Below are 17,957 nucleotides of genomic sequence, written 5' to 3'. Positions count from 1 at the left end.
ACAATGACCGCCTACGAAGACAAGCTCAACAAATACGTCGACCGTTCCTACACCTTCATCCCCGAGACCATAGATCTAAGCAAGACCGTGGTCCATGCGCTCGACATCCAAAATCTCTGCCTCGATCCGGAGGGGGCAGACTACATTCAGAGCGTCGGTGGAGCGCCCTCCGGGCAGGAATCCCTCGGGCCGGCCAAGAGAATGATCGAACTCGCACGCGAAAAGGGAATCAAGGTCGTCTGGTCCATGTGGGGCATGCACCCCGAAGGCTACGACATCGGCATCTGGGGGCTGAAGTACCCGTCCTGGAGAGAGTCCGATTCGCCCTTCAACCACGGGACGTGGAACGGCGCACTCTGCAAAGGTTTCGAACCGCAAAAGGGCGAACCGGTCTTCCAAAAGCACCGCAACAGCAGCTTCTACGGAACGGCCTTCAACGAGTACCTCCAGCAGGACGGCGCCGAGTACCTCGTGATCGTGGGCTCCTCGACCGCCAACTGCGTACCGACCACGGCACGCGACGGTTTCGACAGGGGATACAAAGTGATCGTCGTGGCCGATACCGGCACGGCCATTCCCCTCAACACCCACGGCCGCAACCCCGAGTTCGACCACGAAACACCCGAAGGATACGGGCAGTACTGGGAATCCCTGCGCAACATCCAGGCTCAGTACGCGGACGTGATGTCCAGCGACGAGTTCGCGGCCCTCGTCGAACGCTCATCCCAGGCGGCGGGACAGGAAGCCTCAGTAAGTGCAGACGCCTCAGCCCGCTAAACCGCGGTACAGGGGAGGTGGGACCGTTATGAAATGGGCCGCCGAAGGAACCGGTGAAGGTTCCCCACGGCCAACGACGCGGCACCACCTCCCCGGGCACCCAGCACGTTGATCCACCTTGAGGAAGACACCCATGGCACCGTACGCTCCCACGCAACGGCGCAGGTTCGGGCGGCTCGACTGGTCTTGCACACTTGCCGGATTCGGTTCAGTGGCTCTTGGAAACATGCGCACCCCCATACCTACAGAGGATGCCCGGGCACTGGTACGTCATGCCTGGGACGCGGGCGTCCGGTTCTTCGATACTGCACCCATGTACGGCCATGGCCTTGCCGAATACCGGCTGGCCGATGTCCTCGCCGATGAGGACAGAGAAACGTTCGTCTTGGCCACAAAAGTCGGGCGAACCCTAAAACCCGCAAGCCCGGGGACCTTCAGTACCGCCCCCTGGTGCAACACCCCGCCGTTCCGCATCGAATACGACTACTCCTACGACGGTGTGATGCGCCAGGTCGAAGACAGCATGCAGCGGATGGGGACGGATTACTTCGACGTGCTCCTGGTTCACGACACGGACCGTTGGACTCACGGCGCCGACCAACCCCGCCGATTTCAGGAAGCCCTAAACGGCGCGTTCAAAGCCTTGTTATCCCTGCGGGACCAAAAGGTAGTGCGGGCCGTGGGCATAGGCGTCAACGAGGTCGATGTCTGCATGGCAGCGGCAGAATCAGCCGACATTGACTGCATTCTGATCGCCGGTACTTACAACCTACTGAACACCGAGGCGCAGGACGAGCTTCTCCCACTCTGCCTGCGACGCGGGATCGCCGTCATCAACGGCAGAATCTTTGGATCGGGCATCTTAGCCACCGGCCCTAAACCCGGAGCCCGCATGGACTACGCTCCGGCAACGCGTGAAACCCTCAGCGAGATCCGTCCTTACCATGAGGTAGCCGACCGCCACGGAGTGCCTCTGGGCGCGGTGGCATTGCAATTTGGCGCCGCCCACCCCGCCGTCACCAACGTCTGCCTCGGCGCCCGCACCATCATGCAACAAGAGCAGAACTACCATTGGCTGAGTCAGCGGATCCCCGTCGAGGTGTGGCAGGAACTGAAGCACCGGCAACTCATCAGCTCCGCCTCCCCCACACCCGGAACCTCCCCATGAGGACGACTAAGGATCAGCAAATCCAGGAAGGCCCCCATGATGCTGCAGGAAGTCATCAAGATCGCCGCCATCGCCGAAGAAGCAGCCGAACAACTGGCAATCCGCATCGTCGTCAGTGTCGTTGACATCCACGGCAACCCGGTGCTTCTCCATCGCATGGACGGCGCACCCCTCCACTCTTTGGACATGGCCTTCCGCAAGGCCTACACAGCCGCCTCGTTCAACGTGGAAACAGAAGAACTCACGTCGCAAGTACAACCAGGGCAGCCCCTTTACGGCCTGGCCGTGAACTCGGGCAGCAAACTCATCGCCTTCGGCGGTGGGGCACCTGTACAGCTCCAACGAGGCGAAAGAGTCGGTGTCGGGATCTCGGGAGGAACGACTGAACAAGACATTCATATCCTCAAGACCGCTCTTACTGCACCCCGCACCATTCCCTAAACCCGCTGCGACTCTCCTCTGCCGAAGGGGGCAGCGTTTTCCATGGCCCTACGCTGCCGCGTCCGGTTGGCAGCAAGGGAGCGCCTGGTGCAGCGCCGGCTACGCCTTGAGGATGCCGGGTTCCGGCCGACCGGGACGCCGGCGGGTCAGTCGCCGTCCTCGTAGCCGTCGATCTCGGCGATGTCGATGGTTTCCACCGCGCCGATACCGAAGCGGCTGTTGCCCAGCCTGCGGATGATCACCGTCAGCCGCTCCTTGAGCTCATCCATCTGGTCGCCGCTGCCGCTGCTGAGCAGCCGCTCCAGTTCGGCGGCATGCTTGAGGGCCCGCTTGCCCTCGTCGGTTATCTGCACGATCTGCCGCCGGCGGTCCACATCGCTGCGGGCACGGATGATGTGCCCGTGGACCTCCAGCCTGCCCAGGGTCTTGCCCATGGTCTGTGCCTGCACCCGGACGCGGGTCGCCAGCTGCGCCTGCGTCATTTCCCCTTCGGCGGCCAGCACCTCAAGGGCAATGACGCCGGCGTGGGTCAGGCCAAGGCCGGCCAGTTTGTCGTTCCATTCGTGCTCGACGAGCCGGGCGGCGGTGGAGAGCAACCGTGGCATCGGCCAATTCTTCAAATCCGGCATGCACTCAAGTATACGTACGTAGTCGGAACGGCCGGAGGACTGTCTTGGCTATGCTGGTGTGAAACCCCGGATCCCTAAGGAGCTGCCCCATGGCCGAACGACTGTCGACCGGCGACACCGCGCCGGATTTCACGCTGCAGGACTCGGCGGGCAACACCGTCTCGCTGGCCGATTATCGTGGCCAAAACGTTGTGGTTTACTTCTATCCCGCAGCTTCGACACCGGGCTGCACCAAGCAGGCCTGCGACTTCCGCGACAGCCTCGACTCGTTGAAGGGCGCCGGATACGCGGTGCTGGGAGTCTCCCCCGATCCGCTGCCGAAGCTGGTGAAGTTCGCGGAGACGGAAGAACTGAACTTTCCGTTGCTCTCAGACGAAGACCATGCCGTAGCCGAGGCGTACGCGGCCTGGGGCGAAAAGAAGAACTACGGCAAGGTCTACGAGGGTTTGATCCGTTCCACGGTCGTGGTGGATCCCGAGGGCAAGGTGGCGCTGGCCCAGTACAACGTCCGGGCCACCGGCCACGTGGCCAAGCTGCGCCGCGACCTCGGCCTGGACAATTAGGTGTCTGCGCGAGGCACAAGTCCCCGCCAGACGAGTGCCGCCGTGCCGGTAGACTGATTCCTGTTCCGGCATGCCCGGAATGCATGCGCGAGTGGCGGAATTGGTAGACGCGCTGGATTTAGGTTCCAGTGTCCTCGGACGTGCGGGTTCAAGTCCCGCCTTGCGCACCATCACCAGGAGCCCCGCCACGTACGTTGCGGGGCTCCTGGCGTTCCACGGCCCGCTCCGGGCCCAGGGGCCCGGAGGCCTCCACCTCCGTCGTCGCGCCATCAGGCACGGGACTCGTCACCAAATTGTGATGGTTTTGGCCCAACCGCCGAACCTGAAACCGATGCTTTCAATCAGACATGTGACTAAGCTCTCATCAAGCGGACGCGCCACCGCGCCTCCGCCGGCTGCCGTACACAAAGTCGGCGTCACACCTCACGTCCCCGAGGAGCAGTCCATGTCATTTACTGACATCTTTTCCGGAGGCCAGCGAAGCGGCCGGCGCGCCGGAGCGGTCATTGCCGGCTTGGCCGCCGGCGCACTCGTCCTGTCCGGCTGTGCCGAGAGCGAGCGCGGCGGCGGAGCACAGGGCGAGACGGAGGGAGTCAATCCGACCTTCGTGTTCGCCGCGTCGTCGGATCCCAAGTCGCTGGATCCGGCCTTCGCCAGCGACGGCGAGTCCTTCCGCGTCAGCCGCCAGATCTTCGAGGGCTTGGTCGGCGTCAAAGAAGGAACGCCGGACCCTGAACCCTTGCTGGCTGAATCCTGGGAGATGTCCGACGACGGGCTCTCCTACACCTTCCAGCTCAAGGAGGGCGTGAAGTTCCACGACGACACCGACTTCAATGCCGATGCCGTCTGCTTCAACTTCGACCGCTGGTACAACTTCGAGGGGATCCAGCAGTCCCAGTCGGTGAGTTACTACTACGGCTCGCTGTTCCGCGGCTACTCGGACTCCCCCGAGACCGCAGTCTACGACTCCTGCGAGGCGGTCAGTGACACCGAGGTGACGGTGAACCTGGCCCAGCCCTTCGCCGGTTTCATTCCGGCGTTGTCGCTGCCGGCTTTCGCGATGCAGAGCCCCACCGCCCTGGAGAAGTTCAAAGCCGACGACGTCGGGGGTTCGGAGGAGGCGCCGGAGCTGAGCGAATATGCCATGGGCCACCCGGTGGGGACCGGCCCGTTCAAGTTCGACAGCTGGTCGGTCGGCGAGTCCCTGCAGCTGTCCGCCTTCGACGGCTACTGGGGCGAACAGGGCCAGGTCCAGGAGATCATCTTCCGCATTATCGAAGACCCCAATGCCCGCCGGCAGGCGCTGGAGGCCGGGGACATCGACGGCTACGACCTGGTGGCGCCGGCCGACACGCAGTCGCTGGCCGACGCCGGATTCAACGTCATTGCACGCGATCCCTTCACCATTCTGTACCTGGGCATGAACCAGGAGCAGGAGGCGCTGAAGGACCTCAAGGTCCGGCAGGCGATCGCCCACGCGATCGACAAGGACGCGCTGGTCCGCCAGACGCTGCCCGAGGGCACCAAGGTCGCCACGCAATTCGTTCCGGACACGGTCAACGGTTACAACGACGACGTCACCACCTACGAGTACGACCCGGAGAAGGCGCGGGCGCTGCTCAAAGAGGCCGGCTACGGCGACGGCCTGGAGCTGATGTTCAACTACCCGACCGGGGTGTCCCGGCCGTACATGCCGACGCCGGAACAGGTGTTCACCAACCTGAGCGCCCAGCTCGAGGAGGTCGGCATCACCATCGAGGCCCAGCCGGACAAGTGGTCCCCGGACTACCTGGACCGCATCCAGGCCAGCGCCGACCACGACATCCACTTGCTCGGCTGGACCGGCGACTACAACGACACCGACAACTTTGTCGGGGTTTTCTTCGGCCAGGAGAAGCCGGAGTTCGGCTTCAACAACAAGGAGCTCTTCGGCAAGCTGTCCAAGGCACGTGAGACCAGCAGCATCGAAGAGGCGACGCCGCTGTACGAGGAGATCAACGAGGACATCGCGCAGTACCTCCCGGCGATCCCGCTGGCACACCCGGCGCCGTCGCTCGCGTTCGCCCCGCGGGTTACCTCCTACCCGGCCAGCCCGGTGAACGACGAGGTGTTCAACGCCATCGAGCTCAGCGAGTAACCCCGTCCTGCCGGGGTCCGCATACCGCGGATCCCGGCAGGCAGGCCCCCGGCCCAAACTACGAGCGGGCGGCGCCGGGCCTGCCGCCGAAGAGGCAATTTCCACCGCATCCGGCGCAACGCCGGGACCGGGATCCGGAAGGACGCTGTGCTCAGAGTCATTATCAAGCGCATCGCGCTGCTCATCCCGACGCTCTTCGGGCTTTCCCTGCTGCTGTTCCTGTGGGTCCGCAGCCTGCCCGGCGGGCCCGCCACGGCGCTGCTCGGCGACCGTGCCACACCCGAGGCGGTGGCACGGATCAACGAACTCTACGGCTTCGACCGGCCCCTGATCGAGCAGTACTTCGTCTACATGGGCAAGCTGCTCCAGGGCGATTTCGGCACCTCGATCCTCACCGGCCGGCCCGTGCTGACGGAGTTCGCCACCCGTTTCCCGGCGACGGTGGAGCTGACGATCGTCGCCCTCATCATCGCCGTCGGCATCGGCATTCCGCTGGGCTACCAGGCCGCGAGGTACTACGGCAAGTGGCCCGACCACTCCTCCGTCGTGCTGTCGCTGGTGGGGATCACCGTCCCGGTCTTCTTCCTGGCCTTCATCCTCAAGTGGTTGTTCGCCATCCAGCTGCCGTGGTTCCCTACCGACGGCCGGCAGAACCCCAGGATCAACGCCACGCACGTCACCGACTTCTATGTGCTCGACGGTTTGCTCACCCGCGAATGGGATGCCGCCTGGGATGCGCTGCTGCACCTGGCGCTGCCCGGGATCGCGCTGGGCACCATCCCGCTGGCCATCATCGTGCGCATCACCCGGGCGTCTGTCCTCGAGGTGCAGAATGCTGACTACGTGCGCACCGCCCGCGCCAAGGGCCTGCTGCAGAAGACCATCCGCAACCGGTTCATCCTGCGCAACGCGATGCTGCCGGTCACCACCACCATCGGCCTGCAGCTGGGGCTGCTGATTTCCGGGGCCGTGCTGACCGAGACGGTCTTCGCCTTCAACGGCATCGGGCGGTTCCTGCGCGACGCCATTTTCAACCTGGACTACCCCGTCCTGCAGGGGTTCATCATCTTCATCGCCGTGCTGTATTCGCTGATCAACCTGGTCGTGGACGTTTCCTACAGCATCATCGACCCGAGGGTGCGTGTTTAAATGAGCACAACGCTTCCGCCGCAGTCAGGCGGCGACATCCGCACCACCCCGGAGCCACCGGGTGCACCCGGCGCTCCCGCCGGCACCGGGCCCGGCGGCACCAGCCTGTGGAAGGACGCGTTCCGGCGGCTCCGTCGGAATCCGCAGGCCATCACCGGCGCCGTCATCGTGGGCCTGTTCGTGCTGACCGCCGTGCTGGCGCCGGTGCTGGCACCCTATGGCGGCCAGGATCTGCCCGGCCGCACGTACATCACACCCACGCACATTCCCGGCTTCGGCGAGGTGGAAGGATTTCCGCTGGGGCTGGACCGTTTCGGCGGGGACCTGTTCAGCAAACTCATCTGGGGCGCGCAGGCCTCGCTGTTGATCGGCGTCGTCTCAACCGCGATGGGGCTGGCCGGGGGCATGCTGCTGGGCATCCTCGCCGGCGGCTTCGGCGGCTGGATCGACAGCGTGATCATGCGCGGCGTCGACATCCTGCTCTCCGTGCCGAACCTGCTGCTGGCGGTATCCATCGCGGCCATCCTGGGGCAGGGGGCGTACGCGGTGATGATCGCCATCGGCGTGGCCCAGCTGCCGATCTTCGCGCGGCTGCTGCGGTCGTCGATGATCTCGCAACGCAGTGCGGACTACATGCTGGCGGCGCAGACGCTGGGCCTGAGCCGGGGCACCATCATCATGAGCCACCAGCTGCCCAACAGTGTGGGTCCGGTCATCGTGCAGGCCACGCTGACGCTGGCCACCGCCGTCATCGACGCCGCGGCGCTTTCCTTCCTCGGCCTGGGCGGCGGGCGCCCGCAGACCGCCGAGTGGGGCCGCATGCTCACCTACGCCCAGGCAGAACTGGGCATCGCGCCGCAGCTGGCGTTCCTGCCCGGCCTGTGCATCGCCGTCACCGCGTTGGGCTTCACGCTGCTGGGCGAGTCCCTGCGGGAAGCGCTGGATCCCAAGACGCGGGCCAAGTAGCGGCAGCTGCCGATCAGCCGGCCAGGGTGGCCGGCGGGGCTCCGCCGTCCTGGCGCCGTCGCTGGCGGGCCATGTGCATCATGGCGGCGAAGCCGGCGATGAACAGCACTTCCAGCGCCGCCAGCCACCAGAGGGCGCCCCACCTGCCCTCGCCGATGAAGATGACGGCCCCGACCGCCAGCAGCACCGTGCCGATCACCAGCACGAAGACCGCGAAGCCGATGGCCACCGCGGCGCTGCGCACCCCGGTCCGGAAGCCGAAGCCTTCCGGCCGGTGGTCGTCGGGCTCCGGGACGGCCCCGGGCCCGGTATCCTCAGGACGCAATCTCCGGATCCTCCGCCTGGATGTCCAGTTCGTTGCCCGGTATGGACGCCAGCAGGCGCCGCGTGTAGGGGTGCCGCGGGTTGGTGAACACTTCCTCCGAGCTGGCCGCCTCCACCAGTTCGCCGTCCTTCATCACGCAGACGTAGTCCGAGATCAGCCGCACCACGGCCAGGTCATGGGAGATGAAGAGGTAGCTCAGGCCCAGCTCCGCCTGCAGGTCGCCCAGCAGCTTCAGGATCTGCGCCTGCACCAGCACATCCAGCGCGGAGACGGGCTCGTCGCAGATGATCAGCTCGGGCTTCAGGGCCAGGGCGCGGGCAATCGCCACGCGTTGGCGCTGGCCGCCGGAGAGTTCGGACGGGTAGCGCCGCAGCATGTTCTGCGGCAGCGCCACCTCGTCCATCAGCTCGCGCACGCGGACCGAGCGTTCCCTCGCGCTGCCGCGGTTGTAGGTGGACAGCGGCTCCTCGACAATCCGCTCGATGGTGAACATCGGGTTCAGGGACGAATACGGATCCTGGAACACTGGCTGCACCCGCTGGCGGAAGTCCCGCAGCTGCGCCTTGGTCAGGTTGGCCACATCCATTCCGTCGAAGGTCATGGTGCCGCTGGTCGGTTCGATCAGCTTCAGCAGCATCCGGGCGGTAGTGGTCTTGCCGGAGCCCGATTCCCCGACGATAGCGACCGTGTGTCCGCGCGGGATGTCGAGCGTCACGTTCTTCGCCGCGTAAAAGTCCTCGGCCTGCCCGCGGATCTTGTACACCTTGGTCAGGTCGCGCAGTTCCACGATGTTGTCCGTCTTCTGCGCCTCGGCGGCCGCGGGAGCCTCGGTGACGTGTTCCTGGAAGACCTGCTCCGCCCGTTCGGCCCGCACCGCCGCGTTGCCGGTGAACGCCCCCGGCATCAGGCGCACGGCGGCGACGCTGGGCGCCGCCTTCACCAGCGCCCGGGTGTAGGGGTGCTGCGGATCCTCCAGCAGCTGCCGTGCCGGCCCGGTCTCCACCACCTTGCCGCGGTGCATCACCACCAGTTCCGACGCCCGTTCGGCCGCCAGCCCCAGGTCGTGGGTAATGAGCAGCACCGCCGTCCCCAATTCATGGGTCATCGACTCGATCTGGTCCAGGATGGTGCGCTGCACCGTCACATCCAGCGCCGACGTCGGCTCGTCGGCGATCAGCAGCCGCGGCTGGCAGGCCAGGCCGATGGCGATCAGGGCGCGCTGGCGCATCCCGCCGGAAAACTCATGCGGGTACTGCTTGGCGCGTTCCCTGGCGTTAGGCAGTCCGGCAGCCTCCAGGACCTCCACAACCTTCCGGTCCACGTCCCGCCTGGTCGCCATGCCGTGAACCAGCAGGGTCTCCGCCACCTGCGAGCCGATCCTGGTGACCGGATTCAGGTTGGACATCGGGTCCTGCGGGACCAGGCCAATCTGGCGGCCCCGGATCGTGCGCATCCGATGCTCCGGCATCCCCACGAGCTCCTGGCCGTCGAAGCGGATGCTCCCGGCGGTCACCCGTCCGTTATCCGGCAGCAACCCGATCACGGCCATCGCCGTGGTGGACTTCCCGGATCCGGATTCACCCACGATCGCCAGGGTCTTGCCCGGTTCCAGGCGCAGCGAGGCGCCCTCCACCGCAGAGACTTGCCCGTAGGTGGTGCGGAAAGCAACGGCCAGGTCCCGTACCTCGAGCAGGGCCGCGTCGTCGGCATGTTCGGTCATGGTCCCATCCTGCCCCAAAGACGCGCGGATGTGGCCTATCTCTCATCGGGAATTCGCCGCGCGGGGTCGAGGACGGGAGTCGATTAGACTTGAGGATCATCCCCGCCTGCCCCGAGGAGCCTGAAGCGTGACACCACCCACCGCGCGCCGCACCGTGCTGAAGGCAGGCGCAGCGGCAGCGGCTGTGTTGCTCACCGGCTGCACCCCCGAACCGGGCAGGCCCGCCCCGTCAACCGCCCCGGCCAGCGAGCCGCCGACGGCCTCGCCCGCGGACACCACCTTCACCATGGGCATTGCCGCCGCCCCGGTGACCCTTGATCCGGCGCTGGCACTGGATACCGAGTCCTACCGGGTGACCCGGCAGATCCTCGAAACACTCGTCGGGGTGGACCCGGCGACGGGCGTTCCGGCGCCGCGGCTGGCCTCCGAATGGAGCGAAGCGGACGACGGCCGTTCCTACCGCTTCCGGCTGCGCCCGGGTGTCACCTTCCATGACGGAACGGCGTTCGATGCCGAAGCGGTCCGCGCCAATTTCGAACGCTGGTACCGGCTCCCCGGCGACGCCCGGCCGGTGGAAGGCGGGCTGGCCTTCCGGTCGGTCTTCGGCGCGTTCGCCGAGGACGAGGACGAATCGCTCTACCACAGCTGCGAGGTGCTGGGCCCGCTGGAAGTGCAGCTGAACCTGACCCGCCGGTTCACCGGCCTGGTCGCATCGCTGGCCATGCCGGCCTTTGCCATCTCCTCTCCGGCGGCGCTGAAGGCCGGGGCGGCCGACCGGCTGACGGAGGACCGCGGCGGCCACAAGGTATCCCGCTACGGCTTGGCCCCGGTGGGGACCGGCCCGTTCACGTTCGCCAACTGGGAACGGGACCGCGTGGTGCTCTCCGCCTACCCGGGCTACTGGGGTGCCGCCGGCGACGTGCGCACCGTGGTGTTCAAGGCGCTCCCGCATCCGATGACGCGGTTGCGCGCCTTGGAAGCCGGGGACATCGACGGCTACGACCTGGTCACCCCGGCCACGTACGCGGATCTGGCGCGGGCCGGCATGCAGGTGTTGCAGCGTGACCCGTTCTCCGTGGTCTACCTCGGCATGAACCAGGCGGCCGACGGGCTGGACGACATCACCATGCGCCAGGCCATCGCCCACGCGATCGACCGGCAGGCGCTGATCGACAGCTTCTTCCTGCAGGGCACCAAGGAGGCCATGCAGTTCATCCCGCGCAGCCTGGGCGTGACGAATGAGACCATCCCCTACTACGCATACAATCCGGAGCGTTCGCGCGAACTGCTGGCCGACGCCCGGTACGACGGCGCCGAACTCACCTTCTACTATCCGCTGGGCGTCACGCGGGCCTACCTGCCGACCCCCGAAAAGGTGTACGCGGAGCTGAGCCGCCAGCTCACCGCCGTCGGAATCAATATCAAGCCGGTGCCCATTCCCTGGGACGAGGGCTACCTCGACACGATCCAGGGCTCCACCGATCATGCCCTCCACCTGTCCGGCATGAGCGGCAGCTACCGCGACCCGGACAACTTCGTGGGCCCGCTCTTCGGCAGCAAGTCGATGGAGTTCGGCTACGACAGCGCGCAGATCCGCAGCAAGATAGCCCGTGCCAAGACCCTCCCCGAGGGCGAAGACCGCGTGCAGGCCTACTACAGCATCAACGAGCAGCTGGCGCGGGCGGTCCCCGCGGTGCCGCTCGCGTTCCCCATCTCCGCCCTGGCCATGGGGCCCCGGGTCGTGAGCTACCCGGCCAGCCCGATGCTCGACGAGGTCTACAACAAGATCGAGCTGGGGCAGGATTGACGCCGGCTGCGGCGCCCGGTGCGTAGGTGACGGGCCGCCTCGGGCGGAAAATTGTAACGTTGGAGATCCCGCCGCGTCTGTCTACTGGGTCACATCGAAGACGGCAGATTTTAGTCTCGCTGGCGCAGGGCGCTAGGCTTCTAATTGCTGGCACAGCTGCTATTGGAGATTGAAGTTGACTGCAAACATTCCCTCGGGATCATCCAAGAACGTCGACGTCGCGCTGATTGGCGGCGGCATCATGAGCACCACCCTCGGCTCCTTCATCAAGCAGTTGCAGCCGGACTGGAGCATTAGCCTGTTCGAGAACCTGGACGAGGTCGGTCTGGAAGCCTCGGACCCGTGGAACAATGCCGGCACCGGACACGCCGCGCTCTGCGAGCTGAACTACACGCCCGCCTCGGCGGACGGTTCCGTTCCCACCGCCAAGGCCGTGGGCATCAACGAGAAGTTCAACGTCTCGCGCCAGTTCTGGTCGCACATGATCCGCGAGGGCCACATCTCGTCGCCCCGGGAATTCGTCAACCCGCTGCCGCACATGAGCTTTGTCTGGGGCGATGACCATGCTGACTACCTCAAGCGCCGCCACGAAGCGCTGAAGCAGGAACCGCTGTTCGAGCAGATCGAGTTCTCCGAAGACCACGCCGTCATCAACGAGTGGGCGCCGCTGATCATGCGGGGCCGCGATCCGCAGCAGCGCGTGGCCGCATCCCGCGTCGCCGGCGGCACTGACGTGGACTTCGGCTCCCTGACCCGGAAGCTCGCGGGCTACCTGACCGCCCATGGCGTGGAACTGAACTACGGCCACCGGGTGCTGGACGTCTCCCGCAACACCGACGGCCGCTGGACCCTGGAGATCAGGAACAACGCCACCGGCGAAAAAACCAAGGTCAACGCCCGCTTCGTGTTCATCGGAGCCGGCGGCGGCGCCCTGCACCTGCTGCAGCGCTCGGGCATCCCCGAGTCCAAGGGCTACGGCGGTTTCCCGGTGTCCGGACAGTTCCTCCGCTGCACGGACGAGACCGTCATCAACGCCCACAACGCCAAGGTCTACGGCCAGGCCTCCGTGGGCGCCCCGCCCATGTCGGTGCCCCACCTGGACACCCGCTTCGTCAACGGCAAGCGCTCCCTGCTCTTCGGCCCGTACGGCGGCTTCTCGCCGAAGTTCCTCAAGACCGGCTCGCTGCTGGACCTGCCCACGTCCGTGCGCCCGGGCAACCTGGTGCCCATGCTGGCCGTGGCCAAGGACAACTTCGGCCTCGTCAAATACCTGGTCACCGAGGTGCTCAAGACCCGCGAAGGCAAGAACGAGGCCCTGCGCGCCTTCCACCCGGAGGTCGCCGGCGACCAGTGGGAGCTGATCACCGCCGGCCAGCGTGTCCAGGTGATCAAGAAGGACCCGAAGCGGGGCGGCGCCCTGCAGTTCGGCACCGAGGTCATCGCGTCCGCCGACGGCAGCATCTCCGCCCTGCTCGGCGCCTCCCCCGGGGCATCCACCGCAGCGCCGATCATGATCAGCCTGCTGGAACGCTGCTTCCCGCTGGAGTTCAAGAGCTGGGAACCCAAGCTGAAGGACATGCTCCCCGGCTACGGCGTGAACCTGAACGAGAACCCCTCGCTGTTGGCCGAAATCACCGCCGACACCGACCGGGTACTCGAACTGGCATGATCCCTGTCCGCCCCGTACGACCGCTGAACTAAGCTTCAAGCCATGCACAAGCTGGCAACGCTGTCCCTGGCGAATCGTGCGTTGATCGCGCTGATTACGGTCTTCGTGGCCGTCTTCGGCGTGATCACCATGGGCTCGCTGAAGCAGGAACTCATCCCCTCGCTCGAGTTCCCGCGGATCACCGTTGTCAGTTCCATGCCCGGCGCGTCGCCGGAGGTAGTGGACAAGCAGGTCAGCGAACCGCTCGAACGCGCGCTCACCGCCGTCGAGGGCCTCGAGTCCTCCTCGGCGGTGTCGCGCAACGGGTTCTCCAACGTCAACCTGACGTTCGTCTACGGCACCAACCTGGACCGGGCACGCAGCCAGGTGGACCGTGCCATCTCCAACGTCCGCCAGCAACTGCCCGACGACGTCTCGCCACTGTCGCTGGCCGGCAGCATCGATGACTTCCCCATCGTCTTCATGGCGGTGTCCTCCGACCTGACCCTGAGCGAGCTGAGCACCGAGCTGAACCGCCTCACGGTGCCCCGGCTGCAGAACATCCCCGGAGTGCGCGGGGCCGAGGTCTCCGGCGGCCCCGGCCGGCACATCGCCATAGTGCCGGACGACGATGCCATGGCGGAGGCCGGCGTCGGCGTTTCCGCCATTGTGGACAGCCTGGCCAACAGCGGCGGCCTGGTCCCCGCCGGCGCCGTGCAACAGGACGGCCAGAGCCTCTCCGTGCAGATCGGCAGCCCGCTGGACAGCTTGGCGGCCATCGAAAACCTGCCGCTCTCCCCCGCTGAAACGACGACGGCGGAGCAGCCCTCCGCGCCCTCCGCACCGGAGGCGGGACGGGCACCCGGGCAGTTCCCCGGCCAAGGCCAGCCCGCCCCGCCGGGCAGCGGGACAGAGCAGGGCCAGGTACCCGTGCCCGACACCGTGCCCGCCCCGGACCAGCCCGGCCAGGCACCGGACCCTGCGCCGGCCGACCCTGCCACCATCGGCGAGGTGGCCGACGTCGACATCGCCGACGACGAGCAGACCTCGATCACCCGGACCAACGGCGAGCTGACGCTTGCCCTGGCCGTCACCAAGACGCCGGAGGGCGACACGGTGGCCATCTCCCACGCCATCGGCGAGTTGCTGCCTGAACTGGAGGCCGAACTGGGCGACGGCGCGCAGATCACCACGGTGTTCGACCAGGCCCCGTTCATCGAGACGTCCATCAAGGACCTGACCACCGAGGGCCTGCTGGGGCTGGGCTTCGCGGTGCTGATCATCCTGGTCTTCCTGCTCTCCGTACGCTCCACGCTGATCACGGCGATCTCCATCCCGCTGTCGCTCCTGGCCACGTTCATCGGCCTCAATGCGCTGGGCTACTCGCTCAACATCCTCACCCTCGGCGCGCTGACCATCGCCATCGGGCGCGTTGTGGACGACTCGATCGTGGTGGTCGAGAACATCAAACGGCACCTGAACTACGGCGAACCCAAGGGCGACGCCATCCTGGCGGCGGTCCGCGAGGTCGCCGGGGCCATCACCGCGTCCACCCTGACGACCGTTGCGGTGTTCCTGCCGATCGCGTTCGTCGGGAATCTGGCCGGCGAACTGTTCCGGCCGTTCGCCATCACCACCGCGCTGGCCCTGCTCGCGTCCCTGGCGGTGTCGCTGACCATCGTGCCGGTGCTGGCCTACTGGTTCGTCAAATCCCCCGCGGCGGAGCGACACCCCGACACGTCCGCAGTGCGTGCGGCGGCCTCCGAGAAGGAACGCCGCTCGCTGCTGCAGCGCGGCTACCTGCCGGTGCTCGCCGGCACCCAGCGGCACCCGGTGATCACGACCGTGGCCGCCCTGCTGGTGCTGGCCGGCACCGCCGCCATGGTGCCGCTGCTGCAGACCAACCTGCTCGGCGACAGCGGACAGAACAGCTTCAGCCTGCGCCAGCAGATGCCGGCCGGGACCAGCCTGGCGACCACCGACGGGGCGGCCGCCCCGGTCGAGGAGCTGCTGGCCGGGATGGACGGGATCGAGGCGGTCCAGGTCACCATGGGAAACGCCGGCGGCGGCCTGGGGACGTTCCTCTCCGCTGGTGCCTCGGTGGCCCAGTACACCGTCATCACCGAGGAAGGCATTGACCAGGCGGCGCTGCGCGACCGGGTCCGCTCCGCCGTCGAAAAGCTGCCCGGCGAGGCGACGTTCACGCTGGGCACTCAGGGCGGGGGCTTCGGCACCTCCAGCACCGTGGACGTGGAGATCTCCGCGAACGGCCCGGAGGAGCTGAGGGACGCCTCCGACCGGCTGGTGGAGCTGCTGCGGGAGGTGCCGGGGGCCGCAGAGGTGTCCAGCAACCTCTCGGCGGCCGAGCCCGTGGTCCAGGTGTCCGTGGACCGGGCCAAGGCCGTGGCCGCCGGGCTGGACGAGGAGCAGGTCGCGGGCCTGCTGGCGTCTTCAATCAGCCCGCTGCCCGGCGGCACCGTGCGGATCGGCACCACCGACTTCCCGGTGCTGATCGGGGAAGGCAGCGACTTCTCCAGCGTCGAGGAACTGCGCGGCGTCGAGGTGCCCACGGCGGCCGGGCCGGTGCCGCTGACGGACCTGGCCACGGTCGAGGAAACCGACGTGCCGACGTCGATCAGCGCCAGCGGCGGCGAACGCACGGCCGTCGTCTCCGTGACCCCGGAGGGAGAGAACCTGGGTGCCCTCAGCAGCGAGGTGGCGGCCGCACTGGACGGCACCGACCTGCCGGCCGGGGTCACGGCGGAATTGGGCGGCGCGGCCACCCAGCAGGCCGAGTCCTTTGAACAGCTGGGCTGGGCGCTGCTGGCCGCCGTCGCCATTGTCTACGTGATCATGGTGGCCGCGTTCAAGTCCTTGGTGCAGCCGCTGATCCTGCTCGTCTCCATTCCGTTTGCGGCCACGGGGGCCATCGGGCTGCTGGTCATCACGCGGATCCCGCTGGGGCTGCCGTCGCTGATCGGCATGCTGATGCTGGTGGGCATCGTGGTGACGAATGCGATCGTGCTGATCGACCTCATCAACCAGTACCGGCGCCCCCACGACGGCCGGCCCGGCATGAACGTGGCGGACGCGATCACGCACGGCGCACGGCGCCGGCTGCGGCCCATCTTGATGACGGCGCTCGCCACGGTCTTTGCGCTCACGCCGATGGCGTTGGGACTGACCGGTGAGGGCGGTTTCATCTCGCAGCCGCTGGCAGTAGTGGTGATCGGCGGCCTGGTGTCCTCCACCGCGCTGACGCTGGTGCTGGTGCCGGTGCTGTACCGGCTGGTCGAAGGCCGGCGCGAGCGTCGGGCATACCAGCGCAATACACTCGAGGCAGAACTGGTTCCGGCCGGACGCTGATCCGGCTAACCCGGAACCGTGGAGGTGCTGAACATGCCAGAACCGGAAACCATGCCCGCCGGGCCGGGCCGCCTGGACCGGCTCACCGACCGGCTCCCCGCCCCGCTGCGCAAGTATGGCCAGCAGATGGGCGGGTGGCGCCGGGTCCAGCTGGCGTTCAAGACCGCGTTGGCGTGCGCCATCGCCTGGTTCATCGCCCTGCGGCTGCCCGGCGAGGTGGACCAGTACCCCTATTACGCGCCGCTGGGCGCGCTGATCAGCATGTATTCCACCGTCGCCGACTCCGTCAAGACCTCCGCGGAGACGCTGGCCGGGCTGCTGCTGGGCATCGGCCTGGCCATGCTCCTGCTCCTGACGGTCGGCCCGCATTTCGTCACCGTGGGCCTGCTGGTGTTCCTGGGCGTGCTGGTTGCGGGGCTGCCGCGGCTCGGGGCGGGCCGGGAATGGGTTCCCATGGCCGCGCTGTTCGTCCTGCTGGTGGGCGGGTCCAATGCCGGCGACTACTCGCTCGGCTATGCGGTGCAGATGGCGGTGGGGGTGGCCGTCGGCATCGCTGTGAACTTCCTGCTGTTCCCGCCGTTGAATTTCAACGCGGTGGGACGCAGCCTGCAGCAGCTGCAGTCCGACCTCGCCCGGCAGCTGGAGGACATGGCCGAGGCGCTCCGGGAGAACTGGCCGCCGGAACACAAGGACTGGGCGACGAACGGCGAGAGCATCACCCGCTTGGGCAACCAGGTGCGGCAGGCCGTGCAGGCCGCCGACCGCAGCCGCAAGGCCAATCCGCGGCGCAAGTTCCACGACCGGGACCTGGACACCGATTGGCGGAATCTACGCACGCTGGAGCGTGCCGCCTTCCATACCCAGGACATGACCGAGGTGCTCGCCGCCGTGATTTGGGACGAGACACTGCATCTTCCCGACCCCGTGCTGGCACCGATGGCCAACGCCCTGGACGCCACGGCCGAGGCCATCAGGAGCATGACCGCCGAGGACCTGCCGGACAAGCTGGAGGCCGCGCGCGATGCACAGCACCGCCTCACCGGAGTCGTCGCGGGCTCAGTGTCCGCGGAGTCCCCCGCCACGGCGGCAGGATCCGTGGCTGTCAGCCTGGAACGCATACTGGCCGCGCTTGGCCGGCACGTGAAGGACCGCTCCGGCGGCCAGGCCCCGTAGCGGCGCGGGTACCTCCCCTCTCAAGCCGGAGGGTGCCGGCCCGCCGAGACGCCCCTGGCGGCGCGGGTACTTCCCCTCTCTCTACCCC

General features: G+C 67.1%; 14 protein-coding genes and 1 tRNA gene. 12 read left to right on the top strand and 3 right to left on the bottom strand.

What is annotated here, in order from left to right; genetic code table 11:
* Nucleotides 1–3: 3 nt before the first annotated feature.
* The 3 genes from AC5RW2_RS05905 (at nt 4) to AC5RW2_RS05895 (ending at nt 2,386) form a co-directional block, all read left to right on the top strand.
* On the top strand, nt 4–777 hold the full coding sequence (locus AC5RW2_RS05905) for a cysteine hydrolase family protein (protein ID WP_494000051.1): 774 nt from the start codon (nt 4–6) through the stop codon (nt 775–777).
* Between the two features lie 133 nt (nt 778–910).
* A complete protein-coding gene (locus tag AC5RW2_RS05900; protein ID WP_494073755.1) occupies nt 911–1,945 on the top strand; it encodes an aldo/keto reductase in 1,035 nt (344 codons plus the stop codon).
* Nucleotides 1,946–1,981: 36 nt separating this feature from the next.
* Nucleotides 1,982–2,386: a GlcG/HbpS family heme-binding protein gene (locus AC5RW2_RS05895; protein WP_494000053.1), complete on the top strand. Its 405-nt coding sequence runs from the start codon at nt 1,982–1,984 to the stop codon at nt 2,384–2,386.
* 146 nt (nt 2,387–2,532) lie between these two features.
* Here AC5RW2_RS05895 and AC5RW2_RS05890 read toward each other — a convergent pair whose 3' ends face one another.
* The gene (locus AC5RW2_RS05890) at nt 2,533–3,015 is read right to left on the bottom strand and encodes a MarR family winged helix-turn-helix transcriptional regulator (RefSeq protein ID WP_494012374.1); all 483 of its coding nucleotides are present in this window, start codon (nt 3,013–3,015) and stop codon (nt 2,533–2,535) included.
* 89 nt (nt 3,016–3,104) lie between these two features.
* Here AC5RW2_RS05890 and bcp point away from each other — a divergent pair, with 89 nt between their 5' ends.
* The 5 genes from bcp to AC5RW2_RS05865 all read left to right on the top strand — a co-directional run bounded on the left by bcp (nt 3,105) and on the right by AC5RW2_RS05865 (nt 7,830).
* On the top strand, nt 3,105–3,578 hold the full coding sequence (gene bcp, locus AC5RW2_RS05885; protein ID WP_494012375.1) for a thioredoxin-dependent thiol peroxidase: 474 nt from the start codon (nt 3,105–3,107) through the stop codon (nt 3,576–3,578).
* 85 nt (nt 3,579–3,663) lie between these two features.
* Nucleotides 3,664–3,748: transfer RNA gene (locus AC5RW2_RS05880), tRNA-Leu, on the top strand.
* Nucleotides 3,749–4,023: 275 nt separating this feature from the next.
* Nucleotides 4,024–5,715, top strand: a complete 1,692-nt coding sequence (locus AC5RW2_RS05875) for an ABC transporter substrate-binding protein (protein WP_494000056.1) — start codon at nt 4,024–4,026, stop codon at nt 5,713–5,715.
* 147 nt (nt 5,716–5,862) lie between these two features.
* On the top strand, nt 5,863–6,864 hold the full coding sequence (locus tag AC5RW2_RS05870; protein ID WP_493979914.1) for an ABC transporter permease: 1,002 nt from the start codon (nt 5,863–5,865) through the stop codon (nt 6,862–6,864).
* Nucleotides 6,865–7,830 carry an ABC transporter permease gene (locus AC5RW2_RS05865; protein WP_494000057.1) on the top strand — a complete coding sequence of 322 codons (966 nt, stop codon included), beginning with the start codon at nt 6,865–6,867 and terminating at the stop codon, nt 7,828–7,830.
* Nucleotides 7,831–7,843: 13 nt separating this feature from the next.
* Here the strand turns inward: AC5RW2_RS05865 and AC5RW2_RS05860 are convergent, their stop codons facing one another.
* Nucleotides 7,844–8,155 carry a hypothetical protein gene (locus tag AC5RW2_RS05860; protein WP_494000058.1) on the bottom strand — a complete coding sequence of 104 codons (312 nt, stop codon included), beginning with the start codon at nt 8,153–8,155 and terminating at the stop codon, nt 7,844–7,846.
* On the bottom strand, nt 8,145–9,875 hold the full coding sequence (locus AC5RW2_RS05855; RefSeq protein ID WP_494022862.1) for an ABC transporter ATP-binding protein: 1,731 nt from the start codon (nt 9,873–9,875) through the stop codon (nt 8,145–8,147). Before AC5RW2_RS05855 ends, AC5RW2_RS05860 begins: the two co-directional genes overlap by 11 nt.
* A gap of 127 nt (nt 9,876–10,002) precedes the next feature.
* On the opposite strand from AC5RW2_RS05855, the gene AC5RW2_RS05850 reads away from it, so the two are divergent.
* The 4 genes from AC5RW2_RS05850 to AC5RW2_RS05835 all read left to right on the top strand — a co-directional run bounded on the left by AC5RW2_RS05850 (nt 10,003) and on the right by AC5RW2_RS05835 (nt 17,869).
* A complete protein-coding gene (locus AC5RW2_RS05850; RefSeq protein ID WP_494012379.1) occupies nt 10,003–11,682 on the top strand; it encodes an ABC transporter substrate-binding protein in 1,680 nt (559 codons plus the stop codon).
* 175 nt (nt 11,683–11,857) lie between these two features.
* Nucleotides 11,858–13,351, top strand: coding sequence for a malate:quinone oxidoreductase (locus AC5RW2_RS05845; protein ID WP_494012380.1), 1,494 nt, complete (start codon nt 11,858–11,860; stop codon nt 13,349–13,351).
* Nucleotides 13,352–13,393: 42 nt separating this feature from the next.
* A complete protein-coding gene (locus AC5RW2_RS05840; protein ID WP_494022860.1) occupies nt 13,394–16,696 on the top strand; it encodes an efflux RND transporter permease subunit in 3,303 nt (1,100 codons plus the stop codon).
* Between the two features lie 33 nt (nt 16,697–16,729).
* Nucleotides 16,730–17,869 (top strand): FUSC family protein, encoded by a 1,140-nt coding sequence (locus tag AC5RW2_RS05835; RefSeq protein WP_494012382.1) that lies wholly within the window; start codon nt 16,730–16,732, stop codon nt 17,867–17,869.
* Nucleotides 17,870–17,957: the final 88 nt, after the last annotated feature.

The organism is Arthrobacter sp. B0316-1-20 (assembly GCF_059091865.1).
The sequence above is the reverse complement of the archived record's forward strand: the minus strand, read 5'-3'. Positions and strand labels throughout refer to the sequence as shown.